We start from the raw sequence: 18,827 nt of genomic DNA on the forward strand, positions 1-18,827 counted from the left end.
CTGAAAGGTCCTCATGAAGCTTCGCGCTCTCCCCGCCCTCGCCGGCGTCGCGCTCCTCGCCCTCGGCCTCGCCGCCTGTTCCGGCTCGGCAGATGCCGCCGGCACTCCCGGCGCCGACGAGTCGTCTTCCGCCAGCGGATTCGCGGTCGACGAGAACACCCTGGTCTTCGGTGTCGTGCCCGACTCCGTCGACACCGAGACCAACTACCAGCCGCTCATGGACTACATCGCCGAGATCACCGGCAAGACGGTCGAGTACCACGAGTCGACCGACTACGCCGCGCTCATCGAGGCCGCGGTCGCCGGCAAGGTCGACGTCGCATCGTTCTCCGGCTTCACCTACGTCACCGCCACCAACAACGGCGCCAAGCTCACCCCGATCTCCTCGATCGTGACCGAAGAAGGCCAGGAGCCCGGTTACTTCTCGCAGGCCATCGTCCCGGCCGGCAGCGACATCAAGAGCATCGATGACTTCAAGGGCAAGAAGGTCTGCTTCGTCGACCCGTCCTCCACCTCGGGCTACCTGTTCCCGTCGTACAACCTGCTCAAGGCCGGCATCGACCCCAAGACCGACATCACGCCGGTCTTCGCGGGCAAGCACGATGTGAGCGTCACCAAGGTCGGCGAGGGCGTGGAGTGCGAGGCGGGCTTCGCCGAGGACTCCGAGGTCGAGAAGTCGGACAAGGTGAAGGTCGTCGACGAGACGATGGTTCCCGGCGCGCCGCTGGTCTACTCGTCGACGCTTCCCGACGACGTCTCGAAGAAGCTCATCGACGGCCTCTCCGAGATCACGATCGACGACATCATCGCCGCCGGCATCGACGGTGCGGACACCGACGCCTTCCGCAGCGTCTTCTACGCCACGAAGCCGGTCGACGACGCGTACTACGACCTGATCCGCGACATCTGCAAGGAGACCGAAGCGGAGCAGTGCCAGGGCTGAGCCCGGCCTGACCTTTCGCCTCACCCGGCGCCCTCCGTCTCGTCCGCCTCACCCGGACGAGACGGAGGGCACCACCGCACGACTCACGACAACACAGGAGCTACGACATGACCGCCTCGGCATCCGACGCCCTCATCCGCCTCGACGGCGTGACGAAGACCTTCGGGACGACCACCGCGCTGAAGGATGCCTCGCTCGAGGTGTCCCGCGGAGAGATCGTCGTGCTCCTCGGCCTCTCCGGCTCGGGCAAGTCGACTCTGCTGCGTCACCTCGACGGCCTCGAGATCCCCACCGCGGGCTCCGTTGAGGTGCTGGGCGCCCAGGTCCCGTCGCTGAAGGGAAGGGCACTGCGCGACCTCCGCAGCCGTGTGGGGTTCATCTTCCAGCAGTTCGAGCTGGTTCCCTCTCTCACCGTGCTCGAGAACGTGCTCACCGGATCGCTGTCGGGCGTGCGCGGCCCGCGCCTCGGCCTCTGGGGATACTCGCGGGCCTCGAAGCTCACCGCCCTCGAACACCTCGACCGCGTCGGCCTCCTCGATCGCGCCTACCAGCGCAGCGACACCCTCTCCGGCGGACAGCAGCAGCGCGTGGCCATAGCCAGGGCACTCATGCAGAAGCCGGCGATCCTGTTGGCCGACGAGCCGGTCGCCTCACTCGACCCTGAGTCGAGCGAACAGGTCATGGCCCTGATCCGCGAGATCGCCGCCGACGAGGGACTCACGGTCGTGTGCAGCCTGCATCAGGTCGACCTCGCGATCTCCTGGGCCGACCGCATCGTGGGTCTGCGCCACGGCGAAGTGGTGCTCGACACCCCGACCGGTGACCTCACCAAGTCCGAGGTCATGGAGATCTACGGGCGCGTCGCCACCACGACCGCCGAGATCCGTGCCGTGGCCGAGGAGCTCGTGGAGGCGGCTGCGCAGGTGGCCGCATCATGACGGCCCTCGACTCCGCGACGGATGCAGCCACACGCGGCGGTGGGCCGGTGCCTCGGGGCGGCGGGCAGACGGTCGCCGAGCGCGCTCCGAAGCGCCCGATCTCGCCCGAGCGGATCGCGGCATCGCTCACCCTGGTCGCGCTCGTGGTGCTCGGCATCCTCGCCGTCCGCGACGTCGACATCTCGATCCCGGCGATGGTGCAGAGCCGGGGCAACGCCGAGAACTTCATGGCCCGCGTCGGCGGCCTCACCTTCCCGGCCCCCGCAGACCTCGCCTGGCTGATCGCCCTCACGGTGGGCCTCGTGCTCGTGGGCACGCTGCTCGCCGCCGTGCTCTCGGTGCCGATCGCGTACCTCGCCGCCGCCAACACCACGCCAGGCAACGGGTGGCGCGCGGCCGCGCGCTTCATCGGCGTCCTCACCCGCGCCCTGCCCGACGTCGTCCTCGCGATGGCGTTCGTGCTGATGTTCTCTCTCGGCACGCTTCCCGGCATCCTCGCCATCGGCATCCACTCGATCGGCATGATCTCGAAGATGTTCGCCGATGCGATCGAGCAGATCGACGAAGGACCGCGTCTCGCCATCCGCGCAGCGGGCGGGTCGAAGATGCAGGAGTTCACGTCGGGCATCCTGCCGCAGGTACTGCCCAGCTGGGTGGCCACCGTGCTGCACCGCAACGACATCAACCTGCGCGGCAGTGTCGTGCTCGGCTACGTCGGCGTCGCCGGCCTCGGCCTCGAGATGTCCTACGCGTTCAAGTCGCTCAATTACGGCAAGGGCCTCGGCATCGCACTGGTGATCTTCATCCTGTGCGTCGCGATGGAGATCGTCTCGAGCATGGTCCGCGGAGCGATGCTCGGCGAACAGAAGCACACCCGCTCCTGGATCGACCGGATCCTGCATCCGCGCCTCGGTGCGCACGCATCCACCCAGGTCGAGCGCCCCGCCTGGGCGGCCAGCCCGGAGACCGCCGTGCGTCGCCCCTGGACCGCGCAGCGCATCCGGCACACCATCGCCGGCGTCGTCGCCGTGCTCGTGGTGATCGGAAGCGTGCTGGTCAGCCAGATCAACTGGATGGACCTCATCACATTCTGGGCCAAGCTGCCAGAGGTCGCGGCGAAGTTCTGGCCGCCCTCGTTCGGCAACTACGACGCGAGTGCCATGTTCCAGGCCATGCGCGAGACCGTCGCGATCGCTCTCGCCGCGACCGTGCTCACCCTGCTCCCGTCGCTGCTGCTCGGCTCGCTCGCGGCCCGCAACGTCGCTCCGAGCTCGGGAGCTCGGGGGACCGCACGGCTCCTGCTCGTGGGCATCCGCGGCATCCCGGAGCTGATCCTCGCGATCGTGCTCGTGGTCATCACGGGTCTCGGGGCGCAGGCCGGCGTCATCGCGCTCGCGATCGGCGGCATCGGACTGCTCGGCAAGCTCATCGCCGACTCGTTCGAAGAGGTGGACCGCGGACCGGAGCGCGCGCTGCGGGCGGTCGGCGCGACACGTCTGCAGACCTACACCTCGGCGACCGTGCCGCAGGGCATGCAGGCGCTCATCGGGCACAGCTTCTACATGCTCGACACGAACATCCGTGCGGCGACGATTCTCGGCATCGTCGGCGGTGGCGGGGTCGGCTACTACCTGCTCAACGCCAGCCAGGGGTCCCGCTACGAGACCGTGACGGCCATCGTGCTGATGATCCTCGCCACGGTGCTCGTGGTCGAAGGTCTCGCCATGTGGATGCGGAAGGTGTTCCGATGAATCGCGCTCTCGACACGGCGGATGTGGTCGTCGTCGGCTCCGGCATCGTCGGCCTCGGTGCGGCGTACGCGGCGGTCCGGCGTGGGCTGCGGGCGATCGTCGTCGACCGCACGGATGGGCCGGTCGGTGCGACGATCCGCAACTTCGGACACCTCTGCATCGGCGCGCAGGGTGGCGAGGCGCGGCGCTACGCCGATCTCTCGCGCGACCTGTGGCTGCGCCTCTCGCGGGATGCGGGATTCTGGCTGCGAGAGTCGGGCACGCTGGTCGCCGCCAGACACGACGACGAGCTCGCCGTGCTGGAGGCGGCATCCCGTGAGGGAGGCATCCGCATGCTCGAAGCCTCGGAACTCCTGCGGTCGGCCCCGCTCCGCGCCGAGGGACTCGTCGGCGGCGCGCACATCGAGACCGACCTGCAGACGGATCCGCGCACCGCGGCGGACGCGATCGTGCGCCACCTGGTCGCCCTCGGTGTCGAATTCCGCTTCCGCACCGCGGTCACCGCTGTGGGGGCCGGGCGGGTGGACACGACTCGGGGGCCGATCGCCTGCGGGAGCGTCGTCGTCGCCGTGAATCACGACATCGACCAGCTGCTCCCGGAGGTCGCCGAAAGGCACGGGGTCGTGCGGTGCGCGCTCGACATGATGCGGGCGGCCGTGTCGTTCCCGCGTCCACTCGCGGCCCCCCTGCTCACCGGCTGGTCGCTCGTGCGCTACGGCCGCTTCGCGGACGGACCGGAGGCCCGTGCGGTGCGCGACCGTCTGCACACCGAGCGGCCCGATCTCGCAGCGATCGACCTCAACCAGATGTACACGCAGCTCCCCGACGGCACGCTCATCATCGGGGACTCGCACGCCACGGCGCTCTCCCCGGCGCCGTTCCAGCCCGAGGCCGCATTCACCGCGTTCCTCGACGAGGCCGAGGCGCTGTTCGACGCACCCGCACCGCGGGTGATCGAGCGCTGGCAGGGCGTGTACGCGAAGGGCCCGCAGGAGTTCCTGATCGACCGGGGCGACGACGGTGTGCTGGTGCTCGCCGCGACGACCGGCATCGGGATGACCACGGGCCTCGGACTCGCCGAAGAGAACCTCGCCGCCGCCTTCGGGTGGACGGCAGCAATGGAAGGAACATCATGACCACTCCTCTCGAACTCGCCGTCCTCGACATGGCGGGGACCACGGTGCTCGACGACGGCGTCGTGGAGCAGGCCTTCCAGCGCGCCGCCGAGCGCACCGGCGTCGCCGACCGGATGCCGTGGGACGAGGCGCTCGACTACGTGCGCGTGACCATGGGGCAGTCGAAGATCGACGTCTTCACGCACCTCTCCGGCGGCGACGCAGAGGCCGCGGCACGTGCCACTGCCGCGTTCGAGGGCGCGTACGCCGAGATCGTCGCCGAGCAGGGCGTCTCCGAGATCCCCGGTGCCGCCGATGCGATCCAGGGATTGAAGGACGCCGGGCTGAAGGTCGTGCTCACCACCGGCTTCGCCCCGGTGACCCGAGACGCCCTGATCGACGGACTCGGCTGGCGAGACCTCGTCGACCTCGCGCTGTCGCCGATCGACGCCGGACGCGGACGCCCGGCGCCCGACCTCGTGCTGGCGGCCCTGCTGCGCACGCAGGCGTCATCCGTCCAGTCGATCGCGGTCGTCGGCGACACCGTCAGCGATGTCGAGTCGGGTCGTCGAGCCGGCGCCGGATTCGTCGCGGGCGTGCTCACCGGCGCCCACGATCGTCCGGCGCTGAGCGCCGCCGGAGCCGATGCCGTGCTGAGCGATGTGAGCGCGTTGCGGGATGTGCTCGTCCAGCGCGAGCTGCTGCCGCTCGTCGCCACCTCCTGAGGGATCGCGCCATGGGAACGCTGCTGATCCGTCCGCCCGGCCACCGCCGAGACGTCGCGCTGCGCCCGGCGGCCACCGCGATGGTCTGGGTCGGCGAAGGCCACCCGCACGAGACGATCGCGGTACCGGGAGTGGCTCTCGCGGACGGGGACGCGCTCGTGGCGGTCGAGATGTCGACGATCTGCGGATCCGACGTGCACACGGTGCGGGGACGACGATCCGCTCCGACGCCCCTGGTGCTCGGACACGAGAGCGTCGGACGGGTGATCGCCATCGGCGACGCCGGCGCGCGCACCGTGGACGGCACTCCGCTGCGGATCGGCGATCGGGTGGTGTGGTCGGTGACCGTATCCTGCGCGAGCTGCGATCGCTGCCTGCGGGGGCTGCCGCAGAAATGCCGTGATCTGGGGAAGTACGGGCACGATCGCGTCGGCGCGCACGGCGACCTCACCGGAGCGTTCGCGAGTCACGTGCAGCTGAGGGAGGGGACGGCCATCGTCAGGGTGCCCGAGGCGCTCCCCGCCGCGGTGCTCGCGCCCGCCTCGTGCGCCACGGCCACCGCGTGGGCGGCGGTCGCTCGAGCGGCGAAGGACCACGACCTCGACGGGGCCTCCGTGCGGATCCACGGCGCGGGTCTCGTGGGGCTGTCCGCCGCAGCCATCGCCGCCGAACAGGGGGCGACCGTGGAGGTGCGGGACCCGAACGTCGACAGGCAGGGTCTGGCCGCACGGTTCGGAGCGACGCGTCTCGACCGGGATCCTGATGTCGTGATCGAGGCGTCGGGGCATGCCGTGCAGGAAGCACTCGCCGGCGTGGCGGTCGGGGGGACGGTCGTGCTGGTCGGGAGCGTGTTCCCCGCTGACCCGGTTCCGTTCGACGCCGAGAGCATCGTGCGCCGGCTCGTCACCGTCGCGGGCATCCACAACTACACGGGCGCAGAGCTGGCTGAAGCGGTGGCGTTCCTCGCGGGCCGGGGGAGGGCCTATCCCTTCGCCGATGCCGTTGGCGCGGTGCGGCCGCTCTCCGAGATCGATGCGGCGCTGCGCGAGGCGACCACCCCACAGGCGCCGCTGCGGATCGGGCTCCTACCCGGCCAGTGAAGCTGCGGCCAACGCGCCGGCGGGGGTGCTGCGGCCTGTGACGATGCGCGACTCGTGGCGATGCCGTGGTCAGCGCGGACGACGGTCTTCGCCGTCGTTCTCCTGACCGCGCCGCGGACCCAGCGGTCGCAGCCCCTCGGCGTGGAACGCCAGCAGGCCGACGGCCGCACCGACGGTCGACGCGAGCACCTCTTCCGGGTCGCCGACCAGTGCCAGTCGACGGTGGCCCACGTCGCCATCGGCCGTGGCCCAGCCCAGATAGACGGTTCCCGCCGCGTGCCCGCCCTGGGGTTCCGGGCCGCCCACACCGGTGGTCGAGACCGCAAGGTCGACATCGAACAGGGTCCGTGCACCGGCGGCGAGCTGCTCCGCGCAGGCGGCAGAGCACGGATCCGTTCCCGGCGTCAGTCCCAGCACGCGCTCCTTGACGTCGGTGGAGTAGGCCACGATGCCCCCGGCGAACCAGCCGGAGGCACCGTCGCCGGCACCGATCGTCTCCGCGAGCATGCCCGAGGTCAGCGACTCGGCCACTCCGATGCGGAGCTCCCGCTCCGCGGCGAGTTCGCTCAACCGTGCGATGTGGCTCTGCGTGTCCGAGTCGAGAGCGTCGAGAGCGGTCACCGTGCGGAGCGTCCCTTCTCGAGCGTCATCGCTCTTCGCTCTCGTCGTAGTCCGGACGAGGGGGCTGCAGCGGCTGGTCCGAGTACTCTCCGCCCGCGCGGCCGCCGTAGGGGCGTCCGTGATCGGCGAACTCGTCGCGGGCGAACACCAGGGTCCACGGACCCGCCGTGAAGTGCGCGCCCGTGCGCAGGGTCTCGGAGTTCTCATCCACGTGCGTCGCGTCCACGCCGAGGCTCGCGTTCGTCTCGCCCTCGCCGTGCAGGGTCAGCACGTACTCGTCGCGGTCGTCGTGCGTGATCGTGGCGTGCACCGGGTCGGTGTCGGCGAGGCGCAGTTCGTTGCCCTCGGCCGAGCCGACGCGGACGACATCGTCTTCGAGCGCGAACTCGGTGCGCTCGTCGTCCCTGGTGATGCGCAGACGGGGGTTTCCCGCGCCCCACGACGCGTGCGTCGTGCCCGGGGTGTTGCCCTCGTCCGGGCGGTCATCGATGTGTCGGTCGTTCATGGCAGTGCCCTCCTCGGGGTCGAGTGGAATGAGGCTATGCGCCCCTCCAGATCTCGCCGAGGGGGTTGACTTCGCTGTGGCGACCCGGCATCGGATCCACCCGCCGAGGGACTGTGTGGCCGTCGGCTGTTTGGGGAACAATGGGTCGCAACCGTCGTCCCCACCACCACGACCGAGGAGCACTGCATGGGAAAGTTCGTCTATGAAGGCAGCGTGAAGACCGAGATCGAGGACCGGGCGCTCACGCATCTGCAGCTCGTCATCACCGCCAAGCTGCGTCGCGGTGAGCCCTTCCCGTTCAGCTGGCGAGAAGACACCAGCGTGGGCGGTGGGCGCACCACCGTCTGGATCCAGCCCGGCAGCGCGCTGGTCTTCAAGTACTTCGGCAGCAGGCAGCCCTCCGTCAACCGCGCGTGGATCGAGGCACTCGCCTTCACGGCGAACGCTCCGAGCGGGCTCTACCTCGTTCCCGAGCCCGCGGAATCGGGAACCGAGCCGGGCACCGAGGAAGTCCCGGTGACCCCGCCCGTCTGATCCTCTCGACCCCTCGCACAGGGCGGACCTGTCAACCCCCCTGACGGAAGCACGGCCGTCGGGGAGAGTCGCTCGTACGACGACACGTTCCACGAGACGACACGTTCCACGAGATGAGGAGGATCGCCATGACAGACGACACCACCGACCCCCGGCACGCGCATCGCGAGGAGGGCTTCCCCGCGCAGCACCAGGATCAGCCGGGGCTGACGGAGCGGACCCGGCCGGAGCCCGACCACGGGGAGCAGACCTACGCAGGCCACGGTCGCCTGGGAGGACGCCGTGCTCTGATCACGGGCGGGGACTCGGGCATCGGCCGCGCCGTCGCGATCGCCTTCGCCCGAGAGGGCGCGGACGTCGCCATCGCGCACATGCCCGAGGAACAGGACGACGCGGAGGACACCCTCGCCCTGGTCCGCGAGGCCGGCCGGATCGGAGTGGGATTCGCGGGCGATCTGCGCGACGAGGGGTTCGCGACCGACATCGTCGCGAAGACCCGGAGCGAGCTGGGTGGACTCGACGTGCTCGTGCTCAACGCCGGCTACCAGCACGACATCGACGGTTTCGCGTCGCTGGAGACGGAGCGGATGCGCCGGGTCTTCGACACGAACCTGGCCGGAATGCTGTTCTCGGCACGTGCGGCCTATCCCGACCTCGAACCCGGTGCGAGCATCATCGTGACCGCGTCGGTGCAGGCCTACAACCCCTCGCCGGGTCTGATCGACTACGCCATGACCAAGGCGGCACAGGTGGCGTTCGTGAAGGCGCTCGCCGAGGAGGCGGGGCCCAAGGGCATCCGAGTGAACGCCGTGGCCCCCGGCCCGATCTGGACACCGCTGATCCCCGCCACGGGCTGGGACGCCGAGCGCCTGGCGACCTTCGGTGCCGACACCCCGCTCGGGCGGGCAGGGCAACCCGCGGAACTCGCCGGGGCATATGTGTACCTGGCATCGGACGAGTCCTCCTACACCTCGGGATCGGTCATCGCGGTCACGGGCGGCAAACACCTCTGACCCCTACGAGCACCCGTCGAGACCCATCGTCTTCGTCGACACCCACGCGCCGTCGCGCATTCGACGGTGGGTCTCGACAGGGACGGTGGGTCTCGACAGCACGGTGGGTCTCGACGCCGGGCTGAAGCAGGGGCAGCCGCCTAAGCTTGTCTGGTGCAGAAGCCCACCGCGTCCGGTCCCCTCGTGGGGGTCGTGCTCGTCATCGGCTCCTGCCTCTCGCTTCCCTTCGGCGCTGCTGTCGCGGCCCAGCTCTTCCCGGTGCTCGGACCGTGGGGGGTGACCTCGCTGCGCGTGGCGATCGCCGCGGTGCTGCTCGTCGTCATCGTGCGGCCGCGACCGGGGAAGTGGACCCGCGCGCAGTGGCTTGCCGCCGTGCTCTTCGGTGTCTCGCTGGCGGCGATGAACGGCTTCTTCTACGCCGCGATCGATCGCATCCCGCTGGGGCCCGCCGTCGCGATCGAGTTCCTCGGACCGCTCGTCCTCGCCGCCGTGCTCACCCGGAAGCTCAGAGATTTCGCCTGGGTCGGCATCGCCCTGCTGGGCATGGTCGTCCTCGGCATCGACGGGCTGATCGGGGCAGAGCCGCTCGATCCGCTCGGGGTCGTGTTCATCCTCATCGCCGCCGGGTTCTGGGCCATGTACATCCGGATGAGCGCCCGCGTCGGCGCCCTCATCCCCGGCAGCAGCGGCCTGGCGATGGGACTCGTGGTCGCGGCCGTGCTGCTGGTCCCGGTCGGCGTTCCCGCTGTGTCGACCGTGGCGATGGACCCGCAGCTCCTGCTGCTCGCGGCGATCACCGCGGTGCTGTCGTCGGTCATCCCGTACAGCTTCGAGCTCGCGGCGCTGCGGCGGCTTCCGCAGCGCGTCTTCGGGGTGCTGCTGAGCCTGGAGCCGGCGTTCGCCACCCTCGCCGGCTGGCTCATCCTCGGTCAGGATGCGACGCCGTTGCGCATGCTCGCCATCGCTCTCGTGATCGCCGCGAGCGTCGGCACCACGCTCGGCGTGCGGAGGGACCGTCGCGACGGCGGCCCCTCCGGTCCCTTCACCGCGCCGATACCGCTGCCCGATTGACCGTCGGAGTCGGCAGCGGGAAGCGCCGACGCAGGATGACGCGCTGGACGAGCGTCCACACCACCGTGACGGTGAGGTAGAGCGCAGCGGCGAGGGGCACGAATGCGGCGAAGACCGCTGTGAGGTAGTGCGTCGCCGAGACGACGCGCAGCATCGTGGGCGAGTTCAACGGGGAGTCGTCACCCTCGACCGGAGTGGGACGGAACACGCGGCGGGTGACCTCGGCGACCGCGACCATGACCGCCAGCAGCACTCCGAACACCAGGAACGTGGCGGGCGTCGCCGTGCCGCCGAAGAGCGCGGAGACCAGGCTCGTCCCCAGCGGGGCGCCGAACAGGTCGTGCGCGAGCAGTTCGTTCGGATGACCGGCGATCTCGGGACGGAGGAACAGCGTGTACAGGATGCCGACGACGGGGGCCTGCGCCAGCACCGGGAGCATCCCCGCGAACGGCGACGTGTTCTCGGCCTTGTAGAGCGCCAACGTCTCCTTCTGCAGGCGCTCGGGGTTCTTCTTGTGGCGGCGCTGCAGCTCACGCAGCTTCGGGGCGAGACGCGCCCTGGTCTGTTCGGCCTTGGCCTGGGATATGCCCACCGGGATGAGCAGCGCCCGCACCAGCAGGGTGACGAGCACCACGGCGAGTGCTGCGGCCGCGGCGCCGGCGAGAGGGGTGAGGAGGTCGGAGAGCCCGGTCATGGCGCCGTAGGCGGCGTCGAGGAGGGCGGCGAGAGGAGGGAAAGCGAAGATGTCCAAGAGAGTGTCCGTTCGTGGCGTCGGGAAGGGTCGGCGAAGGCCGCGCTGTCCCGTCGTGCGAACGGACTACGCGGCGGTCGCGACTCCCGGCGCCCGAGGGCGCGGGTGCCCGGCGGCATCGGGGTCACTCTGCGTGAGGAGGGTGCCGACGTCGATGGCCCGCAGCGGATGCGGGGCGTCGGCTGTGGCCTCGGGGTGCACGCTCAGCACGATGGCGAGCGTGAGGGCGGTCACGGCAAGCAGCGCGATCGCGAGGCCGAGGGCCGTTGCGTCGGGCATCGACACGAGGCCGATCGCGGTCGCGACGAAGCTCAGCATCTGCCCGAACCACTCGCTCATGTGCGCACCCCTTCCTGCGACGAGGGTATCACCGGGGTCCGGGTGACGTTCGAATCGCGCGACTGGTTCCCTCCGGGCGTCGGATACGACCAGTTGCGCGATTCGAACGCGGCCTCGGGGTCGCCAGCGGGCGTAACGTCGAAGCATGAGTGACCTTCGCACCCTGCTCGGGATCGAGCATCCGATCGTTCTCGGCCCGTTCGGCGGGCTCTCCTCGACCGCGCTCACCGCCGCGGTCAGCAACGCGGGTGGACTGGGGTCGTTCGGACTCTACGGTTACGACGGCGATCGCATCCGTGCGACCGGGGCCGAGCTGCGTGCCCTGACCGACCGGCCCTATGCGGTGAACGTCTGGCTTCCGATGGGAGACGAGGTCGAGCCGAACCCGCAGCACACCGTGTTCGCGCAGGCCCTGCAGCCGTTCTACGAAGCCGTGGGCGTGGACGTCCCCGCGCGGCCGGAGCGGTACGCCCCGACCCTGGACGAACAGCTCGAGGCCGTCTGGGAGATCGAGGCCGCCGTGCTCAGCGTGGTGTTCGGCGTGCCGTCGGACGACCTGATCGAGGAGGCGCATCGCCGCGGCATCCTCGTCGTCGGCACGGCGACCTCGGTGGCTGAGGCCGTCGCGCTCGACGCAGCGGGCGTGGACGCCGTGGTCGCGAGCGGCGCCGAGGCCGCGGGTCATCGGGTCGCATTCCTGCGTTCAGCGGAGGAGTCGCTGGTCGGGACGTTCGCGCTGGTGCCGCAGATGGTCGACGCGGTCGGGGTGCCCGTGATCGCGGCAGGAGGTGTCGCCGATCGTCGCGGGGTGGCGGCGGCGTTCGCCCTGGGCGCGGCGGGAGTGCAGGTGGGGACGGCGTTCCTCGCCACCGCGGAGTCGGCCGCGAACGAAGCGCACCGCGACGCGATCCGATCCACCGCCGCCGACGAGACCGTGCTCACACGTGCGATGAGCGGACGCCTGGCTCGCGGCGCCCGCAACCGTGTGGTGCGGGCGATCGAGGCGAGCGGCACGATCGCGCCGTTCCCGATGCAGAACTGGCTGACAGGGCGCTTCCGCACCGCGGCGGGGGAGCAGAACCTGGGCGCGCTGCAGTCGCTGTGGATGGGGCAGGGCGCGCCGCTGGTGCGTCATGGCTCGGCTGCCGAGGTCTTCGCCGAGCTGATGGCAGGGCTCCCGGCGAGACCGTGACCCTCGCTGCGGCCCGGATCGCGGGCTGCTCCGCGCTGTGGACGAATGACCGACGCCTGTCAGCGGCCTCCCACGGGCTCGCGGTCGATATCCTGAGCGACCGCGACTGACCCGCGTCCACCCGGGAACGACCGGGCTAGAGGATCACGGTGGATTTGCCGTGCACGATCACGCGATCCTCGGCGTGCCACTGCACGGCGCGGGCGAGCACGAGGCGCTCGACGTCGGCACCGCGACTCTGCAGCTCGGCGGCCGACTCGGAGTGGGTGACGCGCGTGACGTCCTGTTCGATGATCGGTCCCTCGTCAAGATCGGCCGTCGCGTAGTGCGCGGTCGCGCCGATCAGCTTGACGCCACGGTCCTTGGCGCGAGCGTACGGGTTCGCTCCGATGAACGCGGGCAGGAACGAGTGGTGGATGTTGATGACCGGAGCTTCGAGGCGCGTGATGAAGTCGTCGGAGAGGATCTGCATGTAGCGGGCGAGCACGACGAGGTCGACGTTCCCGCGCAGCAGTTCGAGCTGACGATCCTCCATGGCGGCCTTGTCGCCGGAGGGGATGTGCACGAACGGCACACCGAATGAGCGGACGGCCTCGGCCAGGTCGGGGTGGTTGGACACGACCATGGTGATGTCGATGTCGAGCTGTCCGCGCTGCGTACGCCACAGCAGCTCCATGAGGCAGTGATCGTACTTCGAGACGAAGATCGCGACGCGCTTGCGGCGGGCCACGTCGTGCAGCGACCACTCCATGCCGAAGCGCTCGGCGACGGCCGCGATGTCGGCTTCGAGTGCCGGGCGCGCCGCTGCCAGACCGTCGAGGTGGATGACCGTGCGCTGGAAGAAGCGTCCGCCCTCGGAGTCGGTCGAGTGCTGATCGAGCGAGATGATGTTCGCGCCGTGATGAGCGAGCACGCCGGCGACGGCGGCGACGATGCCGGGCTGGTCGTCGCAGGCGATGAGCAGGCGGGCGGTATCGGGCTGAGACATGGGGGCTCCTCGAGGGTGTGCATCGATTCTGCCGTGGATGCGCCGAGCGGGCGAATCGCGAAAGATCACCCGCTGCACTGCCTGCGCACTGCACCGCTCTCACCTACCCTGAGAGCATGAATGCGAGTGACCTCGGCCTCGTGCTGATCCCGCTGCTCGCCGTGGCGGCGCCGCTTCTCGCACGCGGCGTGCGACCGGTGGTCCGGGTGCCCATCGTGGTGTTCGAGCTCGTGCTCGGCATCCTCGTCGGTCCCGCTGTCTTCGGCTGGGTCGAACCGGGACCGCTGCTGGAGAAGCTCAGCGATTTCGGCCTCGCGCTGCTGTTCTTCGTCGCCGGAACCGAGATCGACTTCAAGATGGTGGCGGGCAAGCCGCTCGCACGCGCCTCTCTGGGCTGGCTGCTCAGCGTGCTCCTGGGCATAGGTCTGGGCTTCTTCTTCGCGCCGGGAGAGGGGATGGTGGTGGTCGGCATCGCGCTCAGCTCCACGGCGCTGGGCACCCTGATGCCGATCCTGCGCGATGCCCGCGAGCTCGACACCCCCTTCGGTCGTGCCATCAGCGCGATCGGCGCGGTGGGCGAGTTCCTCCCGTTGATCGCGATCTCGATCTTCCTCAGCACGCGGACCACGCCGATCGCCACGGCCGTGCTGCTGACCTTCGTGGTGCTCGCCGGGCTCGCGGTGCTGCTGGCGCACCGCGTCCCGCACGGGCGGCTGCACGGCATCGTGCGGGCGACACTGCACACCTCGGATCAGTTCGGCGTGCGCTTCGTGATCCTGCTCATCGCCGCTCTCGTCGGGCTGAGCGTCATGCTCGATCTCGACATGCTGCTCGGGGCTTTCGTGGCCGGGGCGGTCTGGCGCATCATCATGGCGCGTGCACCGAAGAAGGACGCGGAAGAGGTCGAGAGCAAGATCGAGGCGATCGCCTTCGGTTTCCTCGTGCCGATCTTCTTCCTCTACACCGGGGTCACGTTCGATCTGCAGGCATTGCTGTCTTCGCCGACGGCGTTGGGGCTGGTGCCCATCTTCCTGATCGCTCTGCTCGTGATCCGCGGATCCGCGGCGCAGCTCTCGGCGCCGGCGGGGATGAGCGTGCGCGACCGCGCGGCCCTCGGACTGCTCGCCGCGACGGGCCTGCCGATCATCGTGGCTGTCACCGCCATCGGTGTGGATCAGAAGATGCTCGACACCGGCACGGCTGCGGCGCTCGTCGGAGCCGGAATGCTGTCCGTGCTGCTGTATCCCCTGATCGGGATGACGCTCCGCGGCGACCGCGCGGAGGTCGTGGGCCCGCGACTGGCCGACAAGACACGACAGGGAGAGCTGTGACCACCGCATCCGCGCTGCTGACACAGGCCGTGCACGACCTGAAGGGCGCTCCGAAGGAAGGGCTCGGTGAACAGCGCGATTCCCGCTGGCGCGGGCGTCGCATCGTCAGGGTCGGTGAGGCGTGGCACCTGGGTGTGCTGCTGCTGACCGAGACACATGCGCTGGCGACGGCCGAGGTCCTGCGCGCGGCGGACCCGGGGCGTCGCGGCTACACGGCCGAGTCGGCCAGGGAGCGGGCGGAGCGCAGGGCCGAGGCGCTGCGCGGCGGCTTCGACGAGGGCGATGTCGTGCACGTGGGATGGAGCGTCGTCGACGTCGACGCCGTGGACGCCGGAGGTTCATCCGGTCCGCTCGCTCAGGTCGACGGCGTGCCCTCCGTGCGCTGGAGCACCGCGGGAGGATTCATGCCGTTGGAGGCATACCTGCGCGAGCGCGTACCGCTGCTCCGCGACTCGGCGTCGAGCTGATTCAGGCGAAGGTCTCGGCGAAGCGTCGCAGCAGGGCCGCCCCCTCGGTGACCGAGGCTGCGAGAACCTGCTGCTGCACGGCGTCGAACTCGTCGGGGTCGAAGTAGCCGGTGGTGCGGTAGAACGTCATCCGGTCGGCGAAGTCGCGAGGCGTGGGCTCTGGGTGGAACTGAGCGGCGTAGAGATGCGTGCCCACGCGGTACGCCTGCACGGGGCAGGCCTCGTTCGTGGCCAGCAGCACGGCGCCGGGCGGGGTCGCCGCCGCGCTCTCCTTATGGGCCGTGAAGACCGTCAGAGCGGAGCCGCTGGGTCCGAACACCGGATCGGACGCGCCCGCCTGCGTGGTCTCGATGACCGTGGCGCTCGCGGGCTCCGGAGTGTCGGTCACCACCTCGCCGCCGAGCATGCGGGTGACGACACCGATGCTGAAGCAGGTGAAGAACACCGCGACCTCGGCGGCCATCGCCGCGTCGGCCAGCGTGCGGAGGTCGGCCTCGACACGAAGCTGCTCGGCGGACTTCACCGCATCGGAGACGTTGAACGGCGAGCCCCCGACGACGATGCCGCGATATCCCCTCAGGCGTTCCATCGGCAACGCCCCGTGCAGCAGATCGAGCCGGTCGACCACGTCGACGCCCAGCGCCCGACGGAAGGACGCATGCTCGGCATCCGCCGCCCCGGTCTCGGGTCGCACGCAGACGTAGAGAAGCGAGGCCATCAGGAGATTCTAACGAGCGCGCGTGGCCGAGCAGACGCGGTCACCGCGAGGAGTTCGCCGTGCGACCGCGGACGATGCCCACGAACGTCTCGACGTCGGCCGTGGTGCGCTCCCGCGGCCACACCAGCGCGACGGTCGAGGTCGGTCCGTGCGCGAGGACGCGGTGATCGGCGTCCTTGCGATGGTGCAGACGCGCGAGAGACATCGGGACGACGACGATGCCGACGCCGGATGCCGCCGTCGCGATCGCCTCGTCGGTGGGAAGGGGATCGAAGGTCGCCTGGACAGTCCCCGGGAACACGGGAGAACCCAGGACATCGTCGGTCAGCGCGATCACGACCTCGCCTTCGAGGTCGGCCGCGGTGAGCTGCTCCGCGGCCATCAGATGCGAATCGACCGCTGCGACGACGACCGGGACTTCGTCGTACAGGGGGATGATGTGCAGCGACTCGTCGGTGAGGGGCAGACGAAGGAGCGCCGCATCGACGCGGTCGAGTGCATCGCGCTGGGCGGCCGGGTCGATCGTCACGAGCTCGAGCGGCACACGCGGCATCCGCTGCTTCCAGGCGTCGATCCACTTGCCGGGGGTCGCGCCAGGCACAGCGCCGAGGCGGAAGGTGCGCGGCGCTTCCGGTTCGGGCTGCGGGGCATCGAAGACGACCTTGGAGGTGGGCTTCTTCGGCTTCTGCGGGGGATACCGCTCCGCGGGTGCTGCCTTGTTTCGGCGTACCGGTGTTCCGCGGCCTGTGCCCTTCGCGGGGCGTCTTCCCTGGTTCGCCATGCGGTCAAGGCTACTCGGCGGGAGTGCCCGGCACCTCCGTCGGCGCAGCAGGGCTCGTGGTGGAGAGCTTCCGCTGCGCGCGACGGACGAGTCCGGCGGCTCCGCCGACCAGGAGCAGCACGCCGACGGTCAGGAGCGCGACCGCGACGGCGGCCGTCGGGGTGAGGGCCAGCAGGGCGTCGGCGGCTGCATCGCGGCGGTCGGCGTCTGCCAGCATCCAGAGGGCTGTCGTCGAGATCGCGGCGAACAGGAGCCCCCAGATGATGGCCGCCCAGCGGGTGCGGGGCACGGCGGTGGTCTCGGTGATCGACGGAACGCTCATCACTGGTCTTCCTTCGCGGGCTCGGCGACGGTGATGGAGATGTCACCGCTGTTCTGATCGAGGGTGATCGGTTGGATGGTCGTCGGGGAGGCGGTGTCGGCCGAGATGCTCTGCACGATCACCGCCTCCTCTCCCGCGCGCTCGTCTCCGTCACGCGTGCCGAGCCACGTGCCGGAGTCGACGATCGTTCCCGAGTCGCCCTCCACGCGGGTCCAGGTCACGGATGCCGTGTCCACCGTCGCTCGGAGCTGCAGCTCGACGCCGGGATCGACATAGATGTACGTCCCCCCGGAGGACTTCTCGATCACGATCGGTCGCGGCGCGCCGTCGTGCTGATAGAGGGTGACGGAGAGGTCGCCGAACGGCTGACGGATGTGCTGCTCGCGGCTGTTGGTGATCGAGGCCCATCCGAAGGTCAGGCCCTGCAGCGTGGAGAACGCCCCGGCCACGAGTCCGCCGACGAGGGTGATGACCGTCACGAAGGCCAGGAAACCGCTGCGCCGACGGAACGCCCCGGCGACGATCATCCCGAGCGCGAGGATCAGGGCTGCGGCGAGGAGGCCGAGAGCTCCGCCGAGCTGGGCTGCGCCGGTCGCCAGTCCCACGGCAGCACCGGTGATGATCGCGAGCCCCACCATCGTCGCCACGAACGCGAATCCGGCGCGCGGGTTCGACTCCCGGCGGATGCGACGGCGTTCGGCGGCTTCGGCGGCGAACACGGCGGCCTCGGCCTGGCGCTCACGGCGCAGCTGGTCGCGGGCGGCGCGCTCGACGTCCTGCTGCTGGCGCCGCCACGCCTGATCCTGTTCCTTCCACGCGGCATGCTGGGCGCGCCAGGCTTCGAGGGCTGCGGGATCCTGCGAACCGGGCGGCAGAGGGGCCGGCGGTGCCGGCGGGATCGCGCCGAGTGCGGGATCCGGTGACATCGGCCCGGCTGCGACGCCGGTGTCGGATTCCGCGGCGGCGGAGAGAGTGGCGTCCGCCCCCTCGGCGGTACCCGAATCGGCGAGGGGGGCGGACGCGGCCGGGGCCGTCTGATCTGCGGAAGCCGTCGGCAGATCAGACGCGGAAGCGCCCGGGGTGCGGCTGGCAGCACGCACGATCAGGAAGAGCAGGCCGGCGACGAGCACGAGCCCGACGATCCAGCTGAGGAGGGAGAGGGCCGACCAGTCGCCGTAACCGAGCCCGAACAGGCGGCCAGCGAGCGGAGCGGTCGGGAACAGCCCGATGACGGCCATCGCCAGGATGCCCCACTGCACGGGCTGGTAGTCGCGACGCAGCAGGTCGCGCAGGTGCACCCGTCCATCGATGTCGGGCAGCAGCGCCCACGCGGCGGCGTACAGGAAGATCACCGGCAGTCCGAAGAGCGCGGCCACCACCAGCACCCCTCGCACGATGAGCGGGTCGATCCGCAGGCGTGCGGCGATACCGGCGGCGACGCCACCCAGCCAGCCCTCGGAGCGGGCGACGCCGAGACCGGCGACCCAGAGCAGGAAGCGGTCGGCGCCGCGCAGGGTGCCCGTGCCGGGACCGCCGACGGCCGGAGCGTCTGGATCGGCAGGGGGCGGAGGCGCAGTCGGAATCGTCATGCTTCGATCCTGGCGGTGGCGCGGGGCGCTGTG

The 18,827-nt window shown here is 70.3% G+C and carries 21 protein-coding genes; 12 read left to right on the forward strand and 9 right to left on the reverse strand.

Annotated elements, in window-relative coordinates:
• Positions 1 to 13: 13 nt before the first annotated feature.
• The 6 genes from AAY78_RS07575 to AAY78_RS07600 all read left to right on the forward strand — a co-directional run bounded on the left by AAY78_RS07575 (position 14) and on the right by AAY78_RS07600 (position 6,572).
• Complete coding sequence (locus tag AAY78_RS07575) at positions 14 to 943, forward strand: phosphate/phosphite/phosphonate ABC transporter substrate-binding protein (protein ID WP_046747734.1); 930 nt, start codon at positions 14 to 16, stop codon at positions 941 to 943.
• A 107-nt stretch (positions 944 to 1,050) separates the two neighbouring features.
• Complete coding sequence (phnC, locus tag AAY78_RS07580) at positions 1,051 to 1,881, forward strand: phosphonate ABC transporter ATP-binding protein (RefSeq protein ID WP_046747735.1); 831 nt, start codon at positions 1,051 to 1,053, stop codon at positions 1,879 to 1,881.
• Complete coding sequence (gene phnE, locus AAY78_RS07585) at positions 1,878 to 3,632, forward strand: phosphonate ABC transporter, permease protein PhnE (protein ID WP_082108612.1); 1,755 nt, start codon at positions 1,878 to 1,880, stop codon at positions 3,630 to 3,632. The genes phnC and phnE overlap by 4 nt, the downstream gene beginning before the upstream one ends.
• The gene (locus tag AAY78_RS07590; RefSeq protein ID WP_046747736.1) at positions 3,629 to 4,768 is read left to right on the forward strand and encodes a TIGR03364 family FAD-dependent oxidoreductase; all 1,140 of its coding nucleotides are present in this window, start codon (positions 3,629 to 3,631) and stop codon (positions 4,766 to 4,768) included. Before phnE ends, AAY78_RS07590 begins: the two co-directional genes overlap by 4 nt.
• Positions 4,765 to 5,472 carry a phosphonatase-like hydrolase gene (locus AAY78_RS07595; protein ID WP_046747737.1) on the forward strand — a complete coding sequence of 236 codons (708 nt, stop codon included), beginning with the start codon at positions 4,765 to 4,767 and terminating at the stop codon, positions 5,470 to 5,472. Before AAY78_RS07590 ends, AAY78_RS07595 begins: the two co-directional genes overlap by 4 nt.
• A gap of 11 nt (positions 5,473 to 5,483) precedes the next feature.
• Positions 5,484 to 6,572: an alcohol dehydrogenase catalytic domain-containing protein gene (locus AAY78_RS07600; protein WP_052748693.1), complete on the forward strand. Its 1,089-nt coding sequence runs from the start codon at positions 5,484 to 5,486 to the stop codon at positions 6,570 to 6,572.
• 69 nt (positions 6,573 to 6,641) lie between these two features.
• On the opposite strand, the gene AAY78_RS07605 is transcribed toward AAY78_RS07600, so the two are convergent.
• Positions 6,642 to 7,193, reverse strand: coding sequence for a CinA family protein (locus AAY78_RS07605; protein ID WP_046747738.1), 552 nt, complete (start codon positions 7,191 to 7,193; stop codon positions 6,642 to 6,644).
• A gap of 25 nt (positions 7,194 to 7,218) precedes the next feature.
• Positions 7,219 to 7,698, reverse strand: coding sequence for a hypothetical protein (locus tag AAY78_RS07610; RefSeq protein ID WP_046747739.1), 480 nt, complete (start codon positions 7,696 to 7,698; stop codon positions 7,219 to 7,221).
• A 186-nt stretch (positions 7,699 to 7,884) separates the two neighbouring features.
• On the opposite strand from AAY78_RS07610, the gene AAY78_RS07615 reads away from it, so the two are divergent.
• The 3 genes from AAY78_RS07615 to AAY78_RS07625 all read left to right on the forward strand — a co-directional run bounded on the left by AAY78_RS07615 (position 7,885) and on the right by AAY78_RS07625 (position 10,316).
• Positions 7,885 to 8,232: a DUF7882 family protein gene (locus tag AAY78_RS07615; RefSeq protein ID WP_046747740.1), complete on the forward strand. Its 348-nt coding sequence runs from the start codon at positions 7,885 to 7,887 to the stop codon at positions 8,230 to 8,232.
• Between the two features lie 128 nt (positions 8,233 to 8,360).
• Positions 8,361 to 9,245 carry an SDR family oxidoreductase gene (locus AAY78_RS07620; RefSeq protein ID WP_046747741.1) on the forward strand — a complete coding sequence of 295 codons (885 nt, stop codon included), beginning with the start codon at positions 8,361 to 8,363 and terminating at the stop codon, positions 9,243 to 9,245.
• A 153-nt stretch (positions 9,246 to 9,398) separates the two neighbouring features.
• Positions 9,399 to 10,316, forward strand: coding sequence for an EamA family transporter (locus AAY78_RS07625; RefSeq protein ID WP_046747742.1), 918 nt, complete (start codon positions 9,399 to 9,401; stop codon positions 10,314 to 10,316).
• On the opposite strand, the gene AAY78_RS07630 is transcribed toward AAY78_RS07625, so the two are convergent.
• Together AAY78_RS07630 and AAY78_RS07635 are read right to left on the reverse strand one after the other, a co-directional pair.
• Positions 10,288 to 11,067, reverse strand: coding sequence for a YidC/Oxa1 family membrane protein insertase (locus AAY78_RS07630; RefSeq protein WP_046747743.1), 780 nt, complete (start codon positions 11,065 to 11,067; stop codon positions 10,288 to 10,290). The two genes, AAY78_RS07625 and AAY78_RS07630, sit on opposite strands and share 29 nt — an antisense overlap.
• 66 nt (positions 11,068 to 11,133) lie before the next feature.
• Positions 11,134 to 11,406, reverse strand: a complete 273-nt coding sequence (locus AAY78_RS07635) for a DUF6412 domain-containing protein (RefSeq protein ID WP_046747744.1) — start codon at positions 11,404 to 11,406, stop codon at positions 11,134 to 11,136.
• A 145-nt stretch (positions 11,407 to 11,551) separates the two neighbouring features.
• Between AAY78_RS07635 and AAY78_RS07640 the strand changes: the two genes are divergently transcribed.
• Positions 11,552 to 12,598, forward strand: coding sequence for an NAD(P)H-dependent flavin oxidoreductase (locus tag AAY78_RS07640; RefSeq protein WP_046747745.1), 1,047 nt, complete (start codon positions 11,552 to 11,554; stop codon positions 12,596 to 12,598).
• A gap of 136 nt (positions 12,599 to 12,734) precedes the next feature.
• Here the strand turns inward: AAY78_RS07640 and purU are convergent, their stop codons facing one another.
• A complete protein-coding gene (purU, locus tag AAY78_RS07645; protein WP_046747746.1) occupies positions 12,735 to 13,586 on the reverse strand; it encodes a formyltetrahydrofolate deformylase in 852 nt (283 codons plus the stop codon).
• A 116-nt stretch (positions 13,587 to 13,702) separates the two neighbouring features.
• Between purU and AAY78_RS07650 the strand changes: the two genes are divergently transcribed.
• Together AAY78_RS07650 and AAY78_RS07655 are read left to right on the forward strand one after the other, a co-directional pair.
• Positions 13,703 to 14,917 (forward strand): cation:proton antiporter, encoded by a 1,215-nt coding sequence (locus tag AAY78_RS07650; protein WP_046747747.1) that lies wholly within the window; start codon positions 13,703 to 13,705, stop codon positions 14,915 to 14,917.
• Positions 14,914 to 15,384, forward strand: coding sequence for a hypothetical protein (locus AAY78_RS07655; protein ID WP_046747748.1), 471 nt, complete (start codon positions 14,914 to 14,916; stop codon positions 15,382 to 15,384). Before AAY78_RS07650 ends, AAY78_RS07655 begins: the two co-directional genes overlap by 4 nt.
• Before the next feature lies 1 nt (position 15,385).
• Here the strand turns inward: AAY78_RS07655 and AAY78_RS07660 are convergent, their stop codons facing one another.
• Genes AAY78_RS07660 through AAY78_RS07675 form a run of 4 tightly spaced genes read right to left on the reverse strand, consistent with a single transcriptional unit; the run spans position 15,386 to position 18,794 of the window.
• A complete protein-coding gene (locus AAY78_RS07660; protein WP_046747749.1) occupies positions 15,386 to 16,102 on the reverse strand; it encodes a glutamine amidotransferase-related protein in 717 nt (238 codons plus the stop codon).
• A gap of 40 nt (positions 16,103 to 16,142) precedes the next feature.
• Complete coding sequence (locus tag AAY78_RS07665) at positions 16,143 to 16,883, reverse strand: substrate-binding domain-containing protein (RefSeq protein WP_046747750.1); 741 nt, start codon at positions 16,881 to 16,883, stop codon at positions 16,143 to 16,145.
• A gap of 10 nt (positions 16,884 to 16,893) precedes the next feature.
• Positions 16,894 to 17,205, reverse strand: coding sequence for a hypothetical protein (locus tag AAY78_RS07670; RefSeq protein WP_046747751.1), 312 nt, complete (start codon positions 17,203 to 17,205; stop codon positions 16,894 to 16,896).
• Positions 17,205 to 18,794, reverse strand: a complete 1,590-nt coding sequence (locus AAY78_RS07675) for a PspC domain-containing protein (protein WP_046747752.1) — start codon at positions 18,792 to 18,794, stop codon at positions 17,205 to 17,207. The genes AAY78_RS07670 and AAY78_RS07675 overlap by 1 nt, the downstream gene beginning before the upstream one ends.
• Positions 18,795 to 18,827 lie beyond the last annotated feature (33 nt).

It is taken from the genome of Microbacterium sp. Ag1 (genome assembly GCF_001005635.1).
GTDB classification, from domain to species: domain Bacteria; phylum Actinomycetota; class Actinomycetes; order Actinomycetales; family Microbacteriaceae; genus Microbacterium; species Microbacterium oxydans.